At 67.6% G+C, this 15,590-nt stretch carries 16 protein-coding genes; 14 read left to right on the top strand and 2 right to left on the bottom strand.

The features are described 5' to 3' along the window. Nucleotides 1-166 precede the first annotated feature (166 nt). The 3 genes from FFI87_RS25665 (at nt 167) to FFI87_RS25655 (ending at nt 3,183) form a co-directional block, all read left to right on the top strand. Complete coding sequence (locus tag FFI87_RS25665; protein WP_138848575.1) at nt 167-925, top strand: dimethylarginine dimethylaminohydrolase family protein; 759 nt, start codon at nt 167-169, stop codon at nt 923-925. 101 nt (nt 926-1,026) lie between these two features. Continuing rightward, nucleotides 1,027-1,491, top strand: coding sequence for an Lrp/AsnC family transcriptional regulator (locus tag FFI87_RS25660; RefSeq protein WP_138848576.1), 465 nt, complete (start codon nt 1,027-1,029; stop codon nt 1,489-1,491). Nucleotides 1,492-1,641: 150 nt separating this feature from the next. Then, on the top strand, nt 1,642-3,183 hold the full coding sequence (locus FFI87_RS25655; protein WP_138848577.1) for an amino acid permease: 1,542 nt from the start codon (nt 1,642-1,644) through the stop codon (nt 3,181-3,183). Nucleotides 3,184-3,383: 200 nt separating this feature from the next. Here FFI87_RS25655 and FFI87_RS25650 read toward each other — a convergent pair whose 3' ends face one another. Both FFI87_RS25650 and FFI87_RS35260 read right to left on the bottom strand, forming a co-directional pair. Beyond that, a complete protein-coding gene (locus tag FFI87_RS25650) occupies nt 3,384-4,109 on the bottom strand; it encodes a glutathione S-transferase (protein WP_138848578.1) in 726 nt (241 codons plus the stop codon). Between the two features lie 126 nt (nt 4,110-4,235). Beyond that, on the bottom strand, nt 4,236-4,568 hold the full coding sequence (locus FFI87_RS35260) for a cupin domain-containing protein (protein WP_006754092.1): 333 nt from the start codon (nt 4,566-4,568) through the stop codon (nt 4,236-4,238). A gap of 416 nt (nt 4,569-4,984) precedes the next feature. On the opposite strand from FFI87_RS35260, the gene FFI87_RS25640 reads away from it, so the two are divergent. The 11 genes from FFI87_RS25640 (at nt 4,985) to FFI87_RS25590 (ending at nt 15,540) form a co-directional block, all read left to right on the top strand. Next, entirely contained in the window at nt 4,985-5,806 is an 822-nt protein-coding gene (locus FFI87_RS25640; protein WP_138848579.1) for a hypothetical protein, read from the top strand. A 32-nt stretch (nt 5,807-5,838) separates the two neighbouring features. After that, nucleotides 5,839-6,597, top strand: coding sequence for a Tat pathway signal protein (locus FFI87_RS25635; protein WP_138850176.1), 759 nt, complete (start codon nt 5,839-5,841; stop codon nt 6,595-6,597). Between the two features lie 235 nt (nt 6,598-6,832). Further along, entirely contained in the window at nt 6,833-8,242 is a 1,410-nt protein-coding gene (gene leuC / locus FFI87_RS25630) for a 3-isopropylmalate dehydratase large subunit (protein ID WP_105788831.1), read from the top strand. A 3-nt stretch (nt 8,243-8,245) separates the two neighbouring features. Continuing rightward, nucleotides 8,246-8,392 carry an entericidin A/B family lipoprotein gene (locus FFI87_RS25625; protein ID WP_011658379.1) on the top strand — a complete coding sequence of 49 codons (147 nt, stop codon included), beginning with the start codon at nt 8,246-8,248 and terminating at the stop codon, nt 8,390-8,392. A 65-nt stretch (nt 8,393-8,457) separates the two neighbouring features. Further along, a complete protein-coding gene (gene leuD / locus FFI87_RS25620; RefSeq protein WP_006754088.1) occupies nt 8,458-9,108 on the top strand; it encodes a 3-isopropylmalate dehydratase small subunit in 651 nt (216 codons plus the stop codon). 75 nt (nt 9,109-9,183) lie between these two features. Further along, nucleotides 9,184-10,251, top strand: a complete 1,068-nt coding sequence (gene leuB, locus FFI87_RS25615) for a 3-isopropylmalate dehydrogenase (protein ID WP_138848580.1) — start codon at nt 9,184-9,186, stop codon at nt 10,249-10,251. A gap of 119 nt (nt 10,252-10,370) precedes the next feature. Beyond that, on the top strand, nt 10,371-10,490 hold the full coding sequence (locus FFI87_RS35000; RefSeq protein WP_006754086.1) for a hypothetical protein: 120 nt from the start codon (nt 10,371-10,373) through the stop codon (nt 10,488-10,490). Nucleotides 10,491-10,572: 82 nt separating this feature from the next. Beyond that, a complete protein-coding gene (gene asd, locus FFI87_RS25605; RefSeq protein ID WP_006756674.1) occupies nt 10,573-11,694 on the top strand; it encodes an aspartate-semialdehyde dehydrogenase in 1,122 nt (373 codons plus the stop codon). Between the two features lie 266 nt (nt 11,695-11,960). Beyond that, a complete protein-coding gene (locus tag FFI87_RS25600) occupies nt 11,961-14,030 on the top strand; it encodes a FimV/HubP family polar landmark protein (RefSeq protein WP_138848581.1) in 2,070 nt (689 codons plus the stop codon). After that, nucleotides 14,030-14,842: a tRNA pseudouridine(38-40) synthase TruA gene (gene truA / locus FFI87_RS25595; RefSeq protein WP_175736732.1), complete on the top strand. Its 813-nt coding sequence runs from the start codon at nt 14,030-14,032 to the stop codon at nt 14,840-14,842. The genes FFI87_RS25600 and truA overlap by 1 nt, the downstream gene beginning before the upstream one ends. Beyond that, a complete protein-coding gene (locus FFI87_RS25590) occupies nt 14,839-15,540 on the top strand; it encodes a phosphoribosylanthranilate isomerase (RefSeq protein WP_138848583.1) in 702 nt (233 codons plus the stop codon). The genes truA and FFI87_RS25590 overlap by 4 nt, the downstream gene beginning before the upstream one ends. Nucleotides 15,541-15,590: the final 50 nt, after the last annotated feature.

The raw sequence follows: 15,590 nt of genomic DNA, 5'->3' as shown, positions 1-15,590 counted from the left end.
CCGGCCATCTGCCGAATCCGCTGCGTTCCGCGTTCAATTCGACGCGATCGGCTGCGGGCGTGCCCGAAATCGACGCGAATTGCGCAAATTGGCTTCCGATAATGGTCCGGACACAACGCAGCCGCCCCGTGCACCGCACGGGGGCAGCGTGACCATGGAGGAGTCGATGCAATTCACGCAAGCGATCGTTCGCCGTCCCGCGCCGTCCTGTGGCGCAGGTCTTACCACCGCCACGCTCGGCGCACCCGACTACGACAAGACGCTCACGCAATTCCACGCCTACTGCAACGCGCTGCGCGGGCTCGGCGTCGAGCTGACCGAGCTGCCGCCGCTCGACGCATTCCCCGATGCGCATTTCGTCGAGGACGTCGCCGTCGTGACGCCCGAATTCGCGGTCATCACGCGTCCCGGCGCCCCGGCGCGGCGCGGCGAGACGGTGCACATCGAAGCCGCGCTCGGCGCGCATCGCGACCTGCTGCCGATGCAGGCAGGCCGTCTCGACGGCGGCGACGTGATGCTGGTCGGCAAGCGCTTCTACATCGGCCTCACGGGCCGCACCGACGCCGACGGCATCGCCGCGTTCGAAGCGCTGGTGTCGCGCTTCGGCTATTCGGTCGTCGCGGTGCCGGTCGCCGCGGGCCTGCATCTGAAGTCGGTCGTCAACGCGCTCGGCGACGACACGCTGCTCGTGACCGAGGCGCTGGCCGCGCATCCGGCGTTCGCCGACTATCGCCGGATCGCGATTTCGGCCGCCGACGAATACGCGGGCAACACGCTGCGCGTGAACGGCACGCTGATCACGCCGGCCGGCTATCCGCGCGTGCACGACGCGATCGGCTCGCTCGGGCTGCCGCTGCACGTGATCGACACGAGCGAGTTCCGCAAGATGGACGGCGGCCTGACCTGCCTGTCGCTGCGGTTCTAGTCGATTGGCGCGCGGCCGCTTCGGCCGGATAATGTGGCCCCCGCGCGGAAACGGATGAGACGCTCCGCGCACCAGCCACGACCCGACCGGAGCGAACGCGGATGACCGACAAGAAGATGCAGCTCGACAAGATCGATCTCCGGATCCTCGACATCCTGCGTACCGACGGACGGATTTCGTACCGCAAGCTGTCGGAGCTCGTGAACCTCACGCCGCGTCCGTGCCAGGCGCGCGTGGAGCGGCTCGAGGCGCTCGGCGTGATCGAAGGCTACCGCGCGGTGATCAAGGCGCCGCGCGCGACCAAGCCGATCGTCGTGATCGCGCAGATCGTGCTGGCCGATCACGGGCGTTCGCAGGCGCCGTTCGAGGATGAAATGCGGACCAATCCGGCCGTGCTCGACTGCTGGCTCGTCAGCGGCACGTTCGATTTTCTCGTGCGGCTCGCGTGCGAGGATCTCGACGAATACCGGCGGATCGCGAACGCGTGGCTGGAAAGCCAGCGGTTCCGGATCGAGAAGATCGTGACGACCGCCGAGCTGCAGGCGATCAAGCGCAGCATCGTCTGACGCGGCTGTGTGCGGCAGTGCGCGTCGGGGCCGCCGGCATCGGATGCGCGGGCCCGGCGGGCAGAACCGTTTTTCGAAGCGAATAACCGGGTCGATCGATTGGCATTCCGAATCAAATCGAACGGCCCGATTCCAATCAGGGTGAATGCTATGGATGCTTTGCAAGCGGCAGCGCAGACGGCCGCGCCGTCCGGGACGGCGCTCAAGCGCCGGCTGCAGGGCCGCCACATCGCGATGATCGCGATCGGCGGCTCGATCGGCACGGGGCTGTTCGTCGCGTCGGGCGCGTCGGTCGCGCAGGCGGGGCCGGGCGGCGCGATCGCCGCGTATGTCGCGATCGGACTGATGGTCTATTTCGTCGTCACCGGGCTCGGCGAGATGGCCGCGCTGATGCCGGTGTCGGGCTCGTTCGCGATCTACGGCGAGAAATACGTCGACGAAGGCTTCGGCGTCGCGCTCGGCTGGACGTACTGGTACAGCTGGGCCGTGACGATCGCGATCGAGCTGGTCGCCGCGCAGATCGTGATGCGCTACTGGTTTCCCGCGATCCCTGGCGTATGGTGGGGCGCGGGGTTCCTGGTGCTGATCTTCCTGCTGAACACGCTGTCCGTGCGCGGCTTTGGCGAATCGGAATACTGGTTCTCGCTGATCAAGGTCGTCACCGTGATCGCGTTCATCGCGGCGGGGTTGCTGATCGCGGCCGGGCTGCTCGGCAACGGGCATCCGGTCGGCTTGCGCAACTTCAGGACCGGCGACGCGCCGTTCGTCGGCGGCGTGCACGCGATGATGAGCGTCGCGCTGATCGCGGGCTTCTCGTTTCTCGGCACCGAGCTGGTCGGCATCACGGCCGGCGAATCGGAAAACCCGCGCAAGACGATCCCGCGCGCGGTGAAGCAGATCTTCTGGCGGATCATGCTGTTCTACGTGTTCGCGATCTTCGTGATCGGCCTGCTGGTGCCGTACACCGATCCGAACCTGCTGAAGAGCGACGTGACCGATATCGGCGTGAGCCCGTTCACGCTCGTGTTCAGCCACGCGGGCTTTCCGCTCGCGGCCGGCGTGATGAATCTCGTGATCCTGACGGCCGTGCTGTCGGCCGGCAATTCCGGCACGTATGCGGCCACGCGGATGCTGTACAACCTCGCGGCCGAAGGCCGTGCGCCCGCGATGTTCGCGACGCTGTCGCCGGGCGGCGTGCCGCGCAACGCGCTGTACGCGACGATGGCGGTGGGCGGGCTGTGCTTTCTCACATCGCTGACCAACAACCAGAGCATCTATTTGTGGCTGCTCAATACGGTCGGCATCACCGGCTTCATCGCGTGGCTGGGCATCGCGGTCTGCCATTACCGGTTCCGCAAGGGCTTCCTGAAGCAGGGCTACCGGCTCGATCAACTGCCGTACCGCGCGAAGTGGTTCCCGTTCGGGCCGCTGTTCGCGATCGCGATCTGCATCGTGATCTCGCTCGGGCAGGACTATCAGGCGTTCTTCGCGGCCCGCATCGACTGGCTGGAAGTGCTGTCGATCTATGTGTGGATCCCGCTGTTCGTCGCGATCTGGTGGGCGTATCGCCGCATGCGCAAGAGCCGGCTCGTGCGGTACGAGGAGATGGATATCGGGCCGTGGCTCACGCGCTCGGTGGAGGCCGTCGACGCGGCGCTCACGCAACACGGGCAGCACGGGCAGTCGCGCTGAGCGGCGGGCCTGCACCGCTCAGCGCGCGCGGGGCGCACGCGCCGGCCTCGCGATCCCGATCCACGAATGACGCGAGACACGGACCGACGGTGAAGGGCGGCGCACGGTGCGGCGCTCGCTGGCCATGTTCCTGCATGAAGCGGCTGGCCTGACCGTGTGGCGTCATCGTCACGAGCTGCCGGTCCGCATCTGAGTCGACGCTACTTGTCGAGCTCCGGATAGTGCCGGAAGATCCCCATGTCGTTGAACGGGATGCGGCGCTCGGACTCGAGATAACGCACGATCGGCGGATGCAGCGCGACGCGATCGTGCAGGCCGACGAGTCCCTCGACCTTGCGCTCCGCGCGCTTCATCGCCTTCGGAAACGCGTAGCGCAGGCCTTCGATCAGCTGGAATATCGACAGGTCCGCGTAACTCAGCGCGCTGCCGGCAAGATAGCCGCCCTTGTGCGGATTCTGCTCGAGCACGCGATCGAAGTAGCCGAGGTATTTCGGCAGTCGGTGCTCGAGGAAGTCGGCCGCGCGCTCGGCGGCCTCGGCCTTCTGGTCCTCGTAGTACAGGCCGCTGCCGATCGGGTGATGCGTGTCGTGGATCTCGGTGACGAAATCGGCGACGGTCAGCTGGAGCTGATGCACCCACAGTCGCCCGGCCTCGTCGTCGGGCGCGAGCCCGAGCCGCGCGCCGAGAAACAGCAGGATGTTCGCGGCCTGCCCGACGACCACGTCGCCGGCCTTCAGGAACGGCGGCGCGAACGGCACGCATTCGTCCTTCGTGCTGTCCATCATGCGCATCATCGCCGACACGCCCATGCCGCGCCCCGATTCGCGCGCGACATCGACGTAGTCGGCCTCGGCCGCCTCGAGCGCGAGCCGCACGTATTCGCCGCGGCCCTGGATCTCGGGCCAGTAATAGAGTTCATATCGCATGCATTGCTCCTGTCCGGTCGATGCGGCGGGGTTGCGCGCATCGTGGTGGCGGGGCGGGCGGCCGTGCGCCGCCCGTTGCGAATAGACAGTCTAGGAGATCGAGCGGGAAGTGCCGCGCGCGTCGCGTCAGGTGCTGCGCTCGCCGCTTTCGCCGCCTTCCGGGCCATGGAAGAACACCCAGGTCGAGAAGTCGTCGGAGAAGCCGGCGAAGCGGTGCGCCGCGAACGCGGGCACGAACAGCACGTCGCCGGCCGCGACGCCGCATTCGCGTCCGTCGAGGACGAACCGCGACGTGCCCGCGGCAATCACGTAGACCTCGTCGCGCGTATGCGGCGTTTGCAGGTCCTCGCCGCGCGGCCGGTACAACTCGATGTCGAGCGTGCCGTGGCGAAACAGCGTCGTGAACAGCGTGCCTTCAGCGTCGAGGCGGGCGAGCGATGCGTTCAGGCCGAGCTTCATCGTGGTGTGCTCCGGGTCCGGTCGTGGGAACGTGCGTTGCGCCATCGTAACGCGAAATCCGGAGATGGCCGTGCAGTGCGCGACGATGCATGCGAATCGCTTGCTCGCCAGCGGTGAAGGTGAAACGACGGTTGCGTTCGCTCGCCACGGATGAAACGCATTCGTCCGCTTGCGAAACGGCATGACGAGCACCTGCATTCGATCGTCCGATTCACTGCAATTTAATAAACGCCCCCTAAGATCCTGCATCGTCCATCGACAAGGTACTGCGATCCGAACCGCGCGTCGATGCCGTCGCCCGTTTGCGCATTGGCCCATTTCCCGCCGTGCGACGTACCCGGTCGTCTTTTCCCGTGAACCCGCGATCCGCAACGCCGTGACCCGCTCCGGCGTTGTCCGCACCATTTGCATTGCTCATGAATCTGAATCCTTCGGCTTCTTCGCGCAGGAAATTCCTTGCCGCCGCACCCGCCGTCGCGGCGGCCCCCCTGCTGAGCGCATGCGGCGGCGACGACGTCGCGTCGGCGCCCATCGCCGATAGCGCGCTTGCCGCGCAGATGTCCGCGAAGCTGAACGCGCAGCTCGGCGACGCGGCGACGGTCAATGCGATCGTGCCGGCGATGACCGATGTCGGCTTCAACTGGGATCTGCCGACGGTTCCCGCCGCGCAGATCGGCGCGATCGTCGCATACAGCTTTGGCAATCGCCCGAACGCGGCGAGCGGCAATACGTCCAGCAACGGCGGCAACCAGTCCGCGCTGCCCGATCCGGGGCCGGTCAACGAGGCGCTAGCGGATGCCGTGTATCGCATCCGCCAGCTGAAGCCGGTCAAGGTCTACGCGCAGTGGGAAATCGCGCGCTTTCTCGTGTCGAAATACGGGATGGGCGCCGACGTGCTGTCGTCGATCGAACCGGTGATCGCGAGCGACGGCTCGATCGTGTACCTGAGCACGGCGGGAGTCGCGGCCGTGGCCGTGTCGCGCGCGGGCGGCGCGGCCGCGATGGGCACCGTCGCGGTGGTCGGCCATCGCGATCACGCGAAGCGCTGCATCCAGACCTCGCAGCAGGCGGGCATGACGGCGGCAGCGGTTGCCGAGGTGCCGCTGCCGACCGTGTACGACCCGCAATCGGGGCAGCCGTGGACGCGCAAGCGCAGCCTCTACCTCGTGCACGACATGTATGCGCAGATGCTGACGCGCGCGGTAACCGCGACGATGCAGGCGTTCCCGAAGGGCTGACGCCCGCCGTTCCCTACCCGATGCTCATGACCATGAAAACCCGCCGCCATTTTCTGGCTTCCTCTTCCGTGCTCGCCGCGTCGTGCGCGGCTGCCTCACCCGTGTTCGCAAGCGACGCGCCGGCCTCCGATGCCGAGCTGCGGCGCCAGATGCTCGGCAAGCTGACGAACGAACTGAACGATCACGCGACCGCCACCGACGAGACGGGTTACCTGTTCGACACGTTATTCTCGTGGGCGCCGCCCACCGTCGCGGCGGCCGGCATCAATGCGATTGCCGCGTTCGGCTTCGGCGGTCGCGCCGCGGCAGCCGGCGCCGCGCCGGTGCCGGGTCCGGTGAACGAAGCGATTGCCGACGCCGTGCTCGTGCTCCGGCAGATGGTTGCCGTGCCGGTCTACGCGCAACAGGAAGTCGCGAGCGTGCTTGCGTCGAAATACGGGCTCACGGCCGGCGTGACGACGATCGCGACGCCGGCCATGAGCGCCGGCAGCCCAATCCCGACGCCCGACGGTGTCGCCGCCGCGATCGTCAGGCAGGCCGGCTCGGCCGCGGCGCTCGGCAACGTCGGTATCGTCACGCACGCGGATCAGGCGTCGATCGCCGTGCGCGTCGCGATTGCTGCGGGGATGCGGGCCGCGGTGCCGGTCGGGCTGGCGCTGCCGTCGCTCTACGACACGTCCGCGCAGTTGCCGGCCATGCGCCGCCGCGATCTCTACCTGTTGAGCAACGCGGGCATCCAGCTCGCCATGCTGCGGCTCGACCTGATCAATCGCGAATACCCGAACGGCTGAGGCCGCCGGAGGGGGCGGCCTATCGCGCCCGCCCCGGTCGACGCGATCCACGATCTCCGTCGACCGGAGCGACCGTGCCCCGTTTGCCGGGTAATGCCGATACAGGTATTGGCACTACCAGCCAAACCACTGTTTTTAATGGGTTTTTTCGCGTCGCGCCTGCGCCGCGGCGCGTTCTGCGTGGCATAATCGACCGCATCCGCAAGGCTTGTAGTCACAACGACCCCGCATACCCATGGCACAGACTCTCTACGACAAACTGTGGAATACCCACGTCGTCCACACCGAGGACGACGGCACGGCATTGCTCTATATCGACCGTCAGCTGCTGCACGAAGTCACGAGCCCGCAGGCATTCGAAGGGCTGAACGTCGCGCACCGCCCGGTGTGGCGCATCAGCGCGAACCTGGCCGTGTCGGACCACAACGTCCCCACCACGGATCGCAGCCACGGCATCGCCGATCCGGTCTCGAAGCTGCAGGTCGACACGCTCGACGCGAACTGCGACGCGTTCGGCATCACGCAGTTCAAGATGAACGACGTACGCCAGGGCATCGTGCACATCATCGGGCCGGAGCAGGGCGCGACGCTGCCGGGCATGACGATCGTCTGCGGCGATTCGCACACGTCGACGCACGGCGCGTTCGGCGCGCTCGCGCACGGCATCGGCACGTCGGAAGTCGAGCACGTGCTCGCGACGCAAACGCTGCTGCAGAAAAAGAGCAAGAACATGCTCGTGAAGGTCGAGGGCGCGCTGCCGCGCGGCTGTACCGCGAAGGACATCGTGCTCGCGATCATCGGCAGGATCGGCACTGCCGGCGGCACGGGCTACGCGATCGAATTCGGCGGCTCGACGATCCGCGCGCTGACGATGGAAGGCCGGATGACCGTCTGCAACATGGCGATCGAAGCCGGCGCGCGCGCGGGCATGGTCGCCGTCGACGACACGACGATCGACTACCTGAAGGGCCGTCCGTTCGTGCCGACCGGCGCGGAATGGGACCAGGCCGTCGAGTACTGGCGCGAATTCAAGTCCGACGAAGGCGCGCAGTTCGACCGCGTCGTCGAGCTGAACGCGACCGAGATTGTTCCGCAGGTCACGTGGGGCACGTCGCCGGAGATGGTCACGTCGATCGACGGTCGCGTGCCCGATCCCGAGCGCGAGAAGGATCCGGTCAAGCGCGACGCGATGGAGCGCGCGCTGGCCTACATGGCGCTCGAGCCGAACACGCCGATGGAGTCGATCAAGGTCGACAAGATCTTCATCGGTTCGTGCACGAACGCGCGCATCGAGGACATCCGCGCGGCCGCGTATGTCGTGAAGAAGCTGAACCGTCGCATCGCATCGAACGTGCGGCTCGCGATGGTCGTGCCGGGCTCGGGCCTCGTGAAGGCGCAGGCCGAGCGCGAAGGGCTCGACAAGGTGTTCACCGATGCGGGTTTCGAATGGCGCGAGCCGGGCTGCTCGATGTGCCTCGCGATGAACGCCGACCGGCTCGATCCGGGCGAGCGCTGCGCATCGACGTCGAACCGCAATTTCGAAGGCCGGCAGGGCGCGGGCGGTCGCACGCACCTCGTGAGCCCCGCGATGGCGGCGGCGGCGGCGATCGAAGGCCACTTCGTCGACATTCGCCAGCTGGGGTAACGCGTGACGGCATCGAAGCTCATCGCGCGGCTGGTTGCCGCGCTGGCGCTCGCGGGGCTGGGCTTCGGCCTTGCGGGCTGCAATACCGTCCGAGGCTTCGGCCAGGACGTCAATGCCGCCGGCAACGCGCTACAGCGCGCCGCGGACTGACGCCCGCCAGGAATTTGTCGATGTGCGCCGGCTGACTGCCGGCCCTTCAACCGGATAGACGGATCATGGAAAAATTCACAGTGCATACCGGCGTCGTGGCGCCGCTCGATCGCGAGAACGTCGACACCGACGCGATCATCCCGAAGCAGTTCCTGAAGTCGATCAAGCGTACGGGCTTCGGTCCGAACGCGTTCGACGAATGGCGTTATCTCGACCACGGCGAGCCGGGCCAGGACAACTCGAAGCGCCCGCTGAACCCGGACTTCGTGCTGAACCAGCCGCGCTACCAGGGCGCATCGGTGCTGCTCGCACGCAAGAACTTCGGCTGCGGCAGCTCGCGCGAGCACGCACCGTGGGCGCTGCAGCAGTACGGCTTCCGCGCGATCATCGCGCCGAGCTTCGCCGACATCTTCTTCAACAACTGCTACAAGAACGGGCTGCTGCCGATCGTGCTGACCGAGCAGCAGGTCGATCACCTGTTCAACGACACGTATGCGTTCAACGGCTATCAGCTGACGGTCGACCTCGACGCGCAGGTCGTGCGCACGGGCGACGGCCGCGAGTATCCGTTCGAGATCGCCGCGTTCCGCAAGTACTGCCTGCTGAACGGCTTCGACGACATCGGCCTGACGCTGCGTCACGCGGACAAGATCCGCCAGTTCGAAGCCGAGCGGCTCGCGAAGCAGCCGTGGCTCAACAACAAGCTGGTCGGCTGAGATTGCCTCCGGGCGGGCGCGCATGACGCGCGCTCGCCGACCTGCCACCCACACCTACCCAGTCAGGAATAACGCATGAAGATTGCAGTGCTGCCCGGCGACGGCATCGGTCCGGAAATCGTCAACGAAGCCGTCAAGGTGCTGAACGCCCTCGACGAACAGTTCGAACTCGAGCAGGCGCCGGTGGGCGGCGCGGGCTACGAGGCGAGCGGTCATCCGCTGCCGGACGCCACGCTGAAACTCGCGAAGGAAGCGGACGCAATCCTGTTCGGCGCGGTCGGCGACTGGAAGTACGACTCGCTCGAGCGCGCGCTGCGCCCCGAGCAGGCGATCCTCGGGCTGCGCAAGCACCTCGAGCTGTTCGCGAACTTCCGCCCGGCGATCTGCTATCCGCAGCTCGTCGATGCGTCGCCGCTGAAGCCGGAACTGGTCGCGGGCCTCGACATCCTGATCGTGCGCGAACTGAACGGCGACATCTATTTCGGCCAGCCGCGCGGCGTGCGTGCGGCGCCGGACGGCCCGTTCGCCGGCGCGCGCGAAGGCTTCGACACGATGCGCTACTCGGAACCGGAAGTGCGCCGCATCGCGCACGTCGCGTTCCAGGCCGCGCAAAAGCGTGCGAAGAAGCTGCTGTCGGTCGACAAGTCGAACGTGCTCGAAACGTCGCAGTTCTGGCGCGACGTCATGATCGACGTGTCGAAGGAATATGCGGACGTCGAGCTGTCGCACATGTACGTCGACAACGCGGCGATGCAGCTCGCGAAGGCGCCGAAGCAGTTCGACGTGATCGTGACCGGCAACATGTTCGGCGACATCCTGTCGGACGAAGCGTCGATGCTGACGGGCTCGATCGGCATGCTGCCGTCGGCGTCGCTCGACAAGAACAACAAGGGTCTGTACGAGCCGTCGCACGGTTCGGCGCCGGACATCGCGGGCAAGGGCATCGCGAATCCGCTGGCGACGATCCTGTCGGCCGCGATGCTGCTGCGCTACTCGCTGAATCGCGCCGAGCAGGCCGATCGCATCGAGCGCGCGGTGAAAACGGTGCTCGAACAAGGCTATCGCACCGGTGACATCGCGACGCCGGGCTGCAAGCAGGTCGGCACGACGGCGATGGGCGATGCGGTTGTCGCCGCGCTGTAACGCGCAGGGCGATGACGTACGGTAGTTAATGTAGAAAGGGCGCGAACGGGCCGCGAAATCGGCCGGTTCGCGCAGGGTTGGCCGTTGTGCGGCCAACCGGCTTTGTGTAGACTCGAACGATGGCGCTGATTTCCCTGATCTCCCCGGTCCTGAAACTCCACGGCAACATTGCCCGTGCGGGTACGCGCGCCATCGTCATCACGAAAACCATTACCACGAAAACGATCATTAAACGCTGATCGTCCGTCGTGCCCGCCTGTTTCCCCGCGCGGTCACGCCGGGGGCGGAAATGGCGGGGAAGCTCCATTCAAAGGGTTAGTCATGAACGTAGGTCTCGTAGGTTGGCGCGGCATGGTCGGCAGCGTGCTGATGCAACGCATGCAGGAAGAAGGTGATTTCGACCTGATCGAACCGGTGTTTTTCAGCACCAGCAACACGGGCGGCAAGGCGCCGTCGTTCGCGAAAAACGAGACTACGCTCAAGGACGCGACCAACGTCGACGAGCTGAAGAAGTGCGACGTGATCATCACGTGCCAGGGCGGCGACTACACGAACGACGTGTTCCCGAAGCTGCGCGCGGCCGGCTGGAACGGCTACTGGATCGACGCGGCTTCGTCGCTGCGGATGAAGGACGACGCGGTCATCATTCTCGATCCGGTCAACCTCGACGTGATCAAGGACGCGCTCGTCAAGGGCACGAAGAACTTCGTCGGCGGCAACTGCACGGTCAGCCTGATGCTGATGGCGCTCGGCGGCCTGTTCCGCGAGAACCTGGTCGACTGGATGACGGCGATGACCTACCAGGCCGCATCGGGCGCGGGCGCGCAGAACATGCGCGAACTGCTGTCGCAGATGGGCGCGCTGCACGGCGCGGTGCAGGAACAGCTCGCCGATCCGGCTTCCGCGATTCTCGACATCGATCGCCGCGTGCTCGCGACGATGAACAGCGATGCGATGCCGACGAGCCACTTCGGCGTGCCGCTCGCCGGTTCGCTGATTCCGTGGATCGACAAGGATCTCGGCAACGGGATGTCGAAGGAAGAGTGGAAGGGCGGCGCGGAAACCAACAAGATCCTCGGCAAGCCGGCCATGGGCGAGCCGGGCTCGATTCCGGTCGACGGGCTGTGCGTGCGGATCGGCGCGATGCGCTGCCACTCGCAGGCGCTGACGATCAAGCTGAAGAAGGATGTCCCGCTCGACGAAATCAACGGCATCCTCGCGTCGGCGAACGACTGGGTGAAGGTCGTGCCGAACGAGCGTGAAGCGTCGATGCGCGACCTGTCGCCGGCGAAGATCACCGGCACGCTGACGGTGCCGGTCGGCCGCCTGCGCAAGCTGGCGATGGGCGGCGAGTATCTGTCGGCGTTCACGGTCGGCGATCAATTGCTGTGGGGCGCGGCCGAGCCGCTGCGCCGCATGCTGCGTATCCTGCTCGACAAGTAAGGATCGGCGCGTGAAGCGAGACGCCTGCCAGCCCCTTGCGGGGCGGCAGGCGTTTTTCATTGGTCGGCGCCGGGCATGGGCGGCCGCATCCGTCGGCGACGAATTCGGCCGGAACCCGATCGTGTGAAGTAAACTATGCGGTTACGACGCGCAGAGCCGCCGAAAGCGTCGCGTTCTGCGCGACGCTTTTGCATTTCTGCGGCGACTTTATTGACGCTTCCCTACGCGAATCCGAGCCGCGCCCGTGCGCGGCGATTGAGCCTACGATGTCCCGAATTTCCTTGTTTCCGCGTCAGTCCCGTCTGTCGCGCGCCGTGCGTGGCGCGCTGGCGATCCTGGCGCTCGGCACGGCCGTGTCGGCCTGGGCGGCCGACACCGGCGAGCTGGCGGCGTCCGCCGCCGGCGGCCCTGCGCCGCTCAATGTGACGGTCCAGCCGGGCCAGTCGTTGAACGACCTCGCGAAAGCGGCCACGCAGTCGCACGACCCGGCCGTGCTCGCGCGCGCCGGCCGTGCGCTGTTCGACGCCAATCCGCAGGCATTCATGAAGCGCGATCCGAGCCGCCTGAAAGTCGGCGCGACGCTGACGGTGCCGGCGCTCGACGCGACGGGCGCGGCGCTCGCGCCGGCCGGTGCGTCGAGTGCGTCCGGTGCTTCGGCGGCGTCAGCGGCAGCGTCGGCGGCGGTAGCTGCGTCCGGCACGGCCGCAGTCGCGCAGCATGGCGCGTCCGCGCCGCACCCGGGGGCGGCCGTGCAAGGCGCACCGGCCGCATCGGCCGCGCATGCGGCGCCGGTCAGCGGAGCAAGCGTCGCGGCGGCGGCAGGGGCGTCGGCGCCGATCGGCGCATCCGGCGCGCATGGTGCGTCGACGGTCGAGCCCGTTCAACCGGCAGCGCCTGCGGCGGGCGCAAGCGGGCCGCACGTGTGGAGCGGCGCGATCCAGTCCGCACCGTCGTCCGCGAGCGACGCCGCTGCGCAGGTCGCACCGGGCGGCGCGGCCCAAGGCATGCACGAACCGTCCGCGGCGGCACCCGTCGCGGGCGCGTCGCAGCCACGGCCATCGAGCCTTCAGCAACTGCTCGCGCTGAAGAACCGCGTGCTCATGGAGCTGCAGAAGCACGGGATCGGCAAGCCGGCCGACACGAACAACGTTGCACCGGCGCGCGCGCCGGCTCCGGCGCCCGCTGCGCCGCACCCCGCCGCGAATGACGCAGGTGCATCGGCCGCGAGCGAAGCCGCGTCCGATGTGGTCGCCAGCGCGGTGCAGCCGGCATCGGCGCCCGTCCAGCCGGCCGTGCCGGTCATGCCCGCCGCGCCCGCGCGCGATGCGGCACAGATCGACTGGCGTCCCGCAGCAATGGCCGGCGCGGCCGTGCTCGTTCTCGCGGCCTGGTTCGCGTGGCGCAAGCGCCGGAAAGCGCGGCCGGCCGACACGATCACCCCGGAATCCGGCGGAGCAGCTGCCGGCGATACAGGCGCATCGTCGTCGCCCGTCGAACCCTTGTCGCCGATCCTTCCCGAGACGCCGCTTGCACGCGACGCGGCGGCCGATGTGAATCTGATCGCGGCTACCGCGGCAGCGGCGGGGGGCGCCGACACGCATGAAGCCGAGGTCGCGTCTCCGCCGGAAACCGCGCAGCCGCACGACGATCAACCGGAAGCCCCGTCCGCGCATGCCGAGCTCGAGCTCGAGCTCGAGCGCGACGCCGCGCCAGCCTCGCACGACGTGAAGCCCGTCGCGGAAACGGCCGCGGACGAGCCGCTGCAAACGCCTGCGGCGCCGTCGACGAACGACGCCCAGCACGCTGCGCTGATGCAGAACGCGATCAGCGCACTCAACAGCCTCGACATGCCGTTGCCGCCGCGTCAGGCGGACGAGCCGGCCGCACGGGAAGGGCAAGCCGAAAGCGAGCAAATCGCAACTAACGGTCAATCCACGTCGCACCCACCCGTTGGTGCGACCCATCTGTCACCGGAACACCCGGCCGGCCAGGACGACGAGTTCGATTGGGATCCGGATGCGGCGCCGCCCGCGCCTCACGCGAGCGGCGCATCCGCGCCGTCGTCGCTGCCGCCGCTCGCCGGCGCGCAGTTCGGCGCGTTGAAACTGGATTTCGATCTCGACCTGCCGTCTGCGCCGGGCGCCGCGTTGCCCGCGTTGACGCCGGAAGAGCTCGCGCGCATCGCGCGCAACAAGCTGGATCTCGCGTCGGAGTACGTCGAACTGGGCGACCTGTCGGGCGCGCGCACGCTGCTGCAGGAGGTGATCGACGCAAACGATGCCGCCACCCGCGACGATGCGCGTGCGCTGCTCGCGAAACTGGCGGACGAGGCGTGATGCGGATCGCGCTTGGGATTCAGTACGACGGCGCGGCGTTCTGCGGCTGGCAGGCGCAGCCGCACGGCAAGACCGTGCAGGACGCGCTCGAGCGCGCGCTCGGCGAATTCGCGTGCGTGCCGTTGCACACGACGGTCGCGGGGCGGACCGATACGGGCGTGCACGGGCTCGGGCAAGTCGTGCACTTCGACACGGACCTCGACCGCACGGATTTCTCGTGGGTGCGCGGCACCAACGCGTTCCTGCCGTCCACCGTTTCCGTGCAGTGGGCGAAGCCGATGCCGGACACGTTCCATGCGCGTTTCGCGGCGTTCGAACGCACCTATTACTACGTGCTGTACGTGCATCCCGTGCGCTCGCCGATGCTGGCCGGCCGTGCGGGATGGATCCACACGCCGCTCGACGACGACGCGATGCGCGCCGCCGCCGCGCACCTGATCGGCGAGCATGACTTCTCGTCGTTCCGATCGTCGGAATGCCAGTCGAAGACGCCGGTCAAACACCTGTATCAGATCGACGTGCGGCGCGCCGGCCACTTCATTCATTTCCGGTTCCGCGCGAACGCGTTCCTGCACCACATGGTGCGCAACCTGATGGGCTGCCTCGTCGCGGTCGGGCGGGGCCGCTATCCGGCGGACTGGCTCGCCGACGTGCTGGCCGGGCGCGACCGCACGCTCGCCGCGCCCACGTTCATGGCCGACGGGCTGTATCTTGCCCATGTCGGCTACCCGGCGGAATTCGCCGTCCCGCCCGCGCAACTCGGCAGCGTGCCGTGGAGCAGCGTCTGGGCCGATCTGGACCTATCATCATGACGGATCACGCCGTGCCTTCTTCGATCTCCGCCGCGACCGGCCTCACGCCGCGCACGCGCATCAAGCTGTGCGGCCTGTCGCGCCCCGAGGACGTGCTGCACGCCGCGGCACTCGGCGCCGACGCGATCGGCCTCGTGTTCTACCCGAAGAGCCCGCGCGCGGTGTCGATCGCGCAGGCGGCCGAACTGGCGCGCCTCGCGCCGCCGTTCGTGTCGGTGGTCGGGCTGTTCGTGAACGCGACCGAAGCCGAGATCGACGCAGTCGTGCGCGAGGTGCCGCTCACGGTGCTGCAGTTCCACGGCGACGAGACGCCCGAGCAGTGCGACGCGCTCGGCCGCGCGGCCCGCCTGCCGTGGTTGCGGGCGGTGCGCGTCGGCCCCTCGACTCAGCCGTCCGATTTGGTAGAATCGGCACTTCATTATTCGAAAGCGCGCGGCCTCCTGTTCGACACCCTGGTGCCGGACTACGGCGGTAGCGGCAAGGTCTTCGATTGGTCTCTTATTCCCGCAGAGCTCGCGCATCGGGCCGTTTTGAGTGGTGGCTTGAGCGCGCAAAACGTCGGTGATGCGATCCGCCAGTTGCGCCCGTTTGCTGTCGATGTCTCGAGTGGCATCGAAGTGGAGGGCGCGAAGGGCGTGAAGGATCACGCCCGGATGGCGGCGTTCGTACGCGCGGTGCGCGAAGCGGACGCCCGGTGATGCAAGAAGGTGCGCCCCCCGAACGCGGGGCGCGCCGACCAATCGAGAGT

Origin of the sequence: Burkholderia sp. KBS0801 (genome assembly GCF_005937855.2) — a bacterium.
Lineage (GTDB): Bacteria > Pseudomonadota > Gammaproteobacteria > Burkholderiales > Burkholderiaceae > Burkholderia > Burkholderia ambifaria.
This window is presented reverse-complemented; position numbering and strand designations above follow the sequence as displayed.

Bases quoted from the DNA above. Each gene is read 5' to 3' on its own strand.
- FFI87_RS25665 (WP_138848575.1), top strand. From the start codon at position 167: ATGCAATTCACGCAAGCGATCGTTCGCCGTCCCGCGCCGTCCTGTGGC.
- FFI87_RS25660 (WP_138848576.1), top strand. From the start codon at position 1,027: ATGACCGACAAGAAGATGCAGCTCGACAAGATCGATCTCCGGATCCTC.
- FFI87_RS25655 (WP_138848577.1), top strand. From the start codon at position 1,642: ATGGATGCTTTGCAAGCGGCAGCGCAGACGGCCGCGCCGTCCGGGACG.
- FFI87_RS25650 (WP_138848578.1), bottom strand. From the start codon at position 4,109: ATGCGATATGAACTCTATTACTGGCCCGAGATCCAGGGCCGCGGCGAA.
- FFI87_RS35260 (WP_006754092.1), bottom strand. From the start codon at position 4,568: ATGAAGCTCGGCCTGAACGCATCGCTCGCCCGCCTCGACGCTGAAGGC.
- FFI87_RS25640 (WP_138848579.1), top strand. From the start codon at position 4,985: ATGAATCTGAATCCTTCGGCTTCTTCGCGCAGGAAATTCCTTGCCGCC.
- FFI87_RS25635 (WP_138850176.1), top strand. From the start codon at position 5,839: ATGAAAACCCGCCGCCATTTTCTGGCTTCCTCTTCCGTGCTCGCCGCG.
- leuC (WP_105788831.1), top strand. From the start codon at position 6,833: ATGGCACAGACTCTCTACGACAAACTGTGGAATACCCACGTCGTCCAC.
- leuD (WP_006754088.1), top strand. From the start codon at position 8,458: ATGGAAAAATTCACAGTGCATACCGGCGTCGTGGCGCCGCTCGATCGC.
- leuB (WP_138848580.1), top strand. From the start codon at position 9,184: ATGAAGATTGCAGTGCTGCCCGGCGACGGCATCGGTCCGGAAATCGTC.
- FFI87_RS35000 (WP_006754086.1), top strand. From the start codon at position 10,371: ATGGCGCTGATTTCCCTGATCTCCCCGGTCCTGAAACTCCACGGCAAC.
- asd (WP_006756674.1), top strand. From the start codon at position 10,573: ATGAACGTAGGTCTCGTAGGTTGGCGCGGCATGGTCGGCAGCGTGCTG.
- FFI87_RS25600 (WP_138848581.1), top strand. From the start codon at position 11,961: ATGTCCCGAATTTCCTTGTTTCCGCGTCAGTCCCGTCTGTCGCGCGCC.
- truA (WP_175736732.1), top strand. From the start codon at position 14,030: ATGCGGATCGCGCTTGGGATTCAGTACGACGGCGCGGCGTTCTGCGGC.
- FFI87_RS25590 (WP_138848583.1), top strand. From the start codon at position 14,839: ATGACGGATCACGCCGTGCCTTCTTCGATCTCCGCCGCGACCGGCCTC.